Here is a 268-nt window from a genome sequence, read left to right as displayed (position 1 = left end):
CGAGGAGGCGGCGCGCCTGGCCGCCCGGCACGGCTGCACCCGCTGGCAGGGGACAGATTCCTCGCTGAAGTTCTGTTTGATCGCCGAGGGACGGTTCGACGCCTATCCCCGCACCGGCCCGACCTCGGAATGGGACACGGCGGCGGGACAGGCGGTTCTGGAGGCGGCCGGCGGCCGCGTCTTGGCCGACGACGGCCAGCGCCTGAGCTATGGCAAGTCGAAGTTCCTGAACGGCGCCTTCGTCGCCATGGGCGGCTGAGGCGGACGT

The 268-nt window shown here is 71.3% G+C and carries 1 protein-coding gene; it reads left to right on the top strand.

Going from position 1 to position 268, the window contains the following annotated elements:
- Window positions 1-259 (top strand): 3'(2'),5'-bisphosphate nucleotidase CysQ (locus CVH10_RS20970; protein WP_369335933.1); only part of this gene is annotated, 259 nt, incomplete at its 5' end.
- Window positions 260-268 lie beyond the last annotated feature (9 nt).

Source organism: Halomonas sp. ND22Bw, from assembly GCF_003011945.1.
GTDB classification, from domain to species: domain Bacteria; phylum Pseudomonadota; class Gammaproteobacteria; order Pseudomonadales; family Halomonadaceae; genus Halomonas; species Halomonas halophila.
Note: the sequence above shows the minus strand (reverse complement) of the source record. Positions and strands in the feature narration are given on the sequence as shown.